General features: G+C 53.6%; 2 protein-coding genes. Both read left to right on the top strand.

All coding sequences use genetic code 11. From position 1 onward, the window contains the following. The first annotated feature begins 834 nt into the window (after nucleotides 1–834). Nucleotides 835–2,640, top strand: a complete 1,806-nt coding sequence (locus tag LAT75_RS15225; protein ID WP_291483631.1) for a rhamnan synthesis F family protein — start codon at nucleotides 835–837, stop codon at nucleotides 2,638–2,640. 118 nt (nucleotides 2,641–2,758) lie between these two features. Beyond that, nucleotides 2,759–4,727 (top strand): ABC transporter ATP-binding protein (locus LAT75_RS15220; RefSeq protein ID WP_291483629.1); only part of this gene is annotated, 1,969 nt, incomplete at its 3' end.

Below are 4,727 nucleotides of genomic sequence, written 5' to 3'. Positions count from 1 at the left end.
GGTCTCTGGTCTCTGGTCGCGGGTCTCGGGATTTTCGGGACTTACTAAATACTCAACGCCCGCTCATGTCATATCGAACGCTTATCAGTTAGTGGGAGCGTATCGAAGACTCAGAAACCGGGGAAGCAGGATGTTTTTCGAAGCATCATGTGAGATATCCCCGAAGTTAGTTTCGGGTCTCGGGTCGCGGGTCGCGGGTCGGGGGTCGTGGGTCTGGATTTTTTTTTCGGGGGGAATGAGGAGATTCTTTGGCTTCGCCCCGACTGTTCAGGCCTCCGAAAACGGAAACTATCCCGAAACAAAAAGCCCATCTCCTGAAGAGAAAGGCCGTAAGGCCTGGGGGTATTTTCAGGAGAGGAGTTGGGGTGAGGTCTAAACGAGGAGGACGGACCGGGGACAGCGGATTGCTGCTTCGCGGCCTGAATGACGATATCCTTCGACTCCGCCTCCGCTGCGCCACGCTGCGGCTTCGCTCAGGATGATAATGCTGATTTATAATAACCCGGCGCGGCCTGCCGCGCCGTTTGTAATTTCCCCACCCCTCTCATCCTGAGCGTAGCGTGCGGAGTCGAAGGATCCGGATGTTCAGTCCCCCAAACCCTAGACCACCCCGAAACAAAAAGCCCCTCTCCTGAAGACAATTCCCGTAAGGCCTGGGGGTATTTTCAGGAGAGGGGTTGGGCTGAGGTCTAAACGTGGAGGACGGACCGCGGGGACCGCGGACGCCCTTGGTTGAGCGGTATGTTAATTTATCCCGTGCGTGCCTTTCCTGGATGACGGGGGGGGTAGTTGTTTTTTTACGCTAATTTGTTTTCTTCCTAATTTAATCTGCTGATGCGCCGCATTTTATTGTTTGCACATTATAATAAGTATGATGAGCTTTCTGCGTATGTGCTTCATTGGCTCGAAGCACTTCAGGAGTCTTATGAAACGCGGATCGTGATCTCAGGGAGTGCGCTTGGGCAGGCTGATACGCAGCGGTTGCTTGCTGTTTGTGATGAGGTGCTTTTTTTTGAGGGGCCGGGGAAGGATTTCGGGGCCTGGCGGTTTGGCCTGCTGGAAAAAGGCCCGGCTTTTTTTGAAGCTTATGACAGCATCACCCTGATGAATGACAGCTGCCTGGGGCCGCTTTTCCCCATTCTTCCTGTTTTGGAGGAGATGGAGGCAACAGGTGCTGACTTTTGGGGGATTACGCAGGCCCGGCAGGATGCAGCGGCTGAAGGTCTGGCAGCGATGCCTAAGTCCGTCGTGCCCGTAAAGGGGCAGAACAGCTTGCGGTACTTGCAGTCGTATTTCATGGTCTTTCAGAAAACCGCAGCGCGAAGTGAAGCCTTTCGCTCCTTTTGGGAGCAGCTGACCTTCGGGAAACCTGAAGCGCGGCAGGCTAAGGCTATGGTACCGGAGGAAGCGCGGCTGACGGACATCCTGCTGAAAGCAGGTTTTTCATGTGAAGTTTTCATCCCGACGGAAACGGACCGCGGCATACGACTGCTTCCCGATATCAGTCTGTGCCATCCGGATATTCTGATTGAGAAAAGGTCCCCCTTCATCCGGATAAAAAGCCTTCCGCTTTTTGAGTATCCCAAATATCTGAAGCGGGTGCTTGCCGCCCGCACCGATTACGACATACAGCTGCTCGAGGCCTGCATTATGCAAAATTACCCTCCGCATGCCTCAATCCATGTGGCTGATCACCTGCTGCCGCTGTTACAAACCAACGGCAGCGGAGCGGTGCAGGCAAAAGAAGTCAGCGCAAGACCCAAACTGCGGGTTGCGGTGCATTTTCACGTATTTTATCCGGATCTGTTTGAAGAACTGTTGCCGCAGCTGGCCCGTGTACGGTACCCCTTCGATCTCTACATCACCACAGACACGCCTGAAAAGAAAGTTCTTCTTTCGAGCCTGATTGCCGGGCATGCGCCTCAGCTTGCGCTTGCAGAAGTACGCGTTATGCCCAACCGGGGCCGGGATATCCTTCCGTGGCTTCAGCTTTCGGATGTGCTGTCAGCGTATGATGTTGCGGGTCATTTTCATACCAAAAAAACCATCAACCGCCCCGGGTATTTTGGCGGCTGCTGGCACGATGAGCTGCTCAGCTCCCTCGTTTTGCCGATGGATGAAATATTGCATCACATGGAGCAGGATGCCGGGCTTGGCGTAGTCATAACTGACGCACCGGTCGTATTCCGGAAACGCTTGCTTTCTTTGTTGGGTGATGTAAACCACAGTACCATGAAAATGCTCTGGGAGCGGATGGGCCTTAAAAAAGAATTCCGCTTTGAAGCACACGAGTTGCCGGTGATGCCCTACGGCTCGATGTTCTGGTACCGGCCGAAAGCCCTTCAGCCGCTGTTTGATTTAGGCTTGCAGCCCGAAGATTTTCCGGAGGAGCCTATCGCGGCTGACGGCACGCTGGCACATGCTATTGAGCGGATGCCTGTTTATATTGCATGGGATCAGGGGTACAGCTTCCGGGTGGTAATGCATCCTGATTTTGCCCTGAGCGGATTTGAAAATCAGTCGCATTATCACATTGCAAACAGTTTTCACAGGCTCCGGAGCTCCTTCACCTGGCGAGCAGGGCAGCTGATAACCTGGCTCCCGAAGCGGATCCATCGGCTGATTAAAAGCGTAAATTGACCGTTAATGGGCCGTTAACACGCAACGTCTTATTTTTATTCCGGAGGTATTTGCTGAAACTGCCGGGCGGCGGTTTTCTGCTCCCGTGCTTCCGTTTATTTCAAAATTCTGAACCTTTTTGTCTGCCTTTTTTGAAGAATATCTGAAGCTGCACGGCATCTACCGTAAGTATATCGGCAGGAAGATGTACATCATTTTCCTGCTGAGCCTGATGGTTGTGGTTATGGCATCTTTCGGGATTGCGCTGCTGCTGCCGCTGGTTGAGATTTTTGATGCCACGGAGCCCCGCACGGCAACAGGCGAAGATGCCGGCCTGATTATGCGGATGATGTATGATTTCGTGTCGTTTTTCGGGGTTCAGGATTCAATTCCGGGTATTCTGCTGCTGCTCATGGGCGTTTTTGTGCTCAAAGGCTTTGTGACCTTTGGGGCAAGTTTCTATGCCGTCATGATGTCGGTGAGGCTTCAGGAGGAAATCCGCGTGCGCATGCTTGCACACTACGAAAACCTGAGCTACGCCTATTACAGTGAAAACAACACGGGCTACTACATCAATGTAATCATCAGTCAGATTTACGAGCTGATTAACGGCTTTTTTTCGTTCAAGGATTTTAACGTGCTGCTGATTCAGACAGCGGTTTACCTGCTGTTTTCCTTTATGATCTCCTGGCAGTTTACGCTTATGGCCGCGGCCGGCGGCGGCCTGTATCTGATCGTTTTTCGTCCGCTGAACGGCTATGTGCGCAACCTGTCCCGCAAAACAACTGCCGAATACACGGTTCTGAACACGCAGCTGGTACAGACCATGCAGGGTTTCAAGTACCTTTCGGCAACCTCACGGCTGCATCTGCCGCTAAACCGGGTGGTGCGAAGCATTCGGGTGCTGGTCGGGTATCTCGGAAAAATCGGCACCCTTTCTTCAATTATGGGTGCCATCCGTGAGCCGCTTTCAGTGGCCATGGTACTGGGCATAATGGTGGTGCAGATTACCGTATTTGAAGCGGCCATTGCCCCCATAATCGTATCCCTCATTCTGATTCACCGTGCCTTCGGACAGTTAATGTCGCTTCAGAGTTCCTGGATGGGGGTGGTAGGGCATACGGGTTCGGTTGAGGTAGTTGAGAAAGAGATGAAAAACCTGCGCGATAATCAGCTCACGGACGGTACGGTAAGTCCTGGTCCGCTGAAAGATGCCATCACCCTACAGGATATCTGTTTTTCCTATCGTGTGAAACGTCAGAAAGAAGGCAGCGGGACGGAAGCCGGAGCAGCGGAAGGCGGGGCGAAGGGTACTAAACCGGAGGATGGACTTACGGGCGAAATGCCGTTTCAGTACGAAAGCCTTCCGGATGCGGTTGCGGGCCCGGGCGGAAAAGAACCGCTTGAGGCCGGGGAGCAGGAGCAGGATCAGGAGCAGGGTTTCCGCATGCAGCCGGTGCTGAAGGGCCTGAACCTGCGTATAGGAGCAAATAAAACCGTGGCATTTGTGGGAGAATCCGGTTCCGGGAAGTCCACTTTGGTGGATCTGATCATGATGCTGCACCGCCCGCAGCAGGGCCGTATGCTGATAGACGGCACAGACAGCGCCCAAGTCCGGGTGGCGGCCTGGCGGCAGCAGATCGGATATGTATCGCAGGAGAGCGTAATTTTTGATGATACCGTTGCAAACAACATCTGTATGTGGGATGGCGACTACAAAAAAGATCCGGTGCTTGCGCAGCGGTTGCGGGATGCTGCCAAAGCCGCCCATGCCCTTGATTTTATTGAGAACATGCCTGACGGCTTCGACACGGAAGTCGGCGACCGGGGCACACGCCTTTCAGGCGGGCAGAAGCAGCGGCTGTGTATTGCGCGGGAGCTATTCAAGCAGCCGCGCGTACTGATACTCGATGAGGCAACAAGTGCGCTCGACTCCGAATCGGAGCACATCATAAGGCAGAGCATTGAAAGCCTCAAAGGCAAACTCACCCTCATCATCGTGGCTCACCGCCTCTCAACCATTCGAAATGCGGATAAGATTTATATGATCCGCGACGGAAAAGTGGCAGAACAGGGCACCTATGATGAGCTTGTAGCACGCGGCGGGG

It is taken from the genome of Cyclonatronum sp. (assembly GCF_022565315.1).
Classification (GTDB): domain Bacteria; phylum Bacteroidota; class Rhodothermia; order Balneolales; family Cyclonatronaceae; genus Cyclonatronum.
The sequence above is the reverse complement of the archived record's forward strand: the minus strand, read 5'-3'. Positions and strand labels throughout refer to the sequence as shown.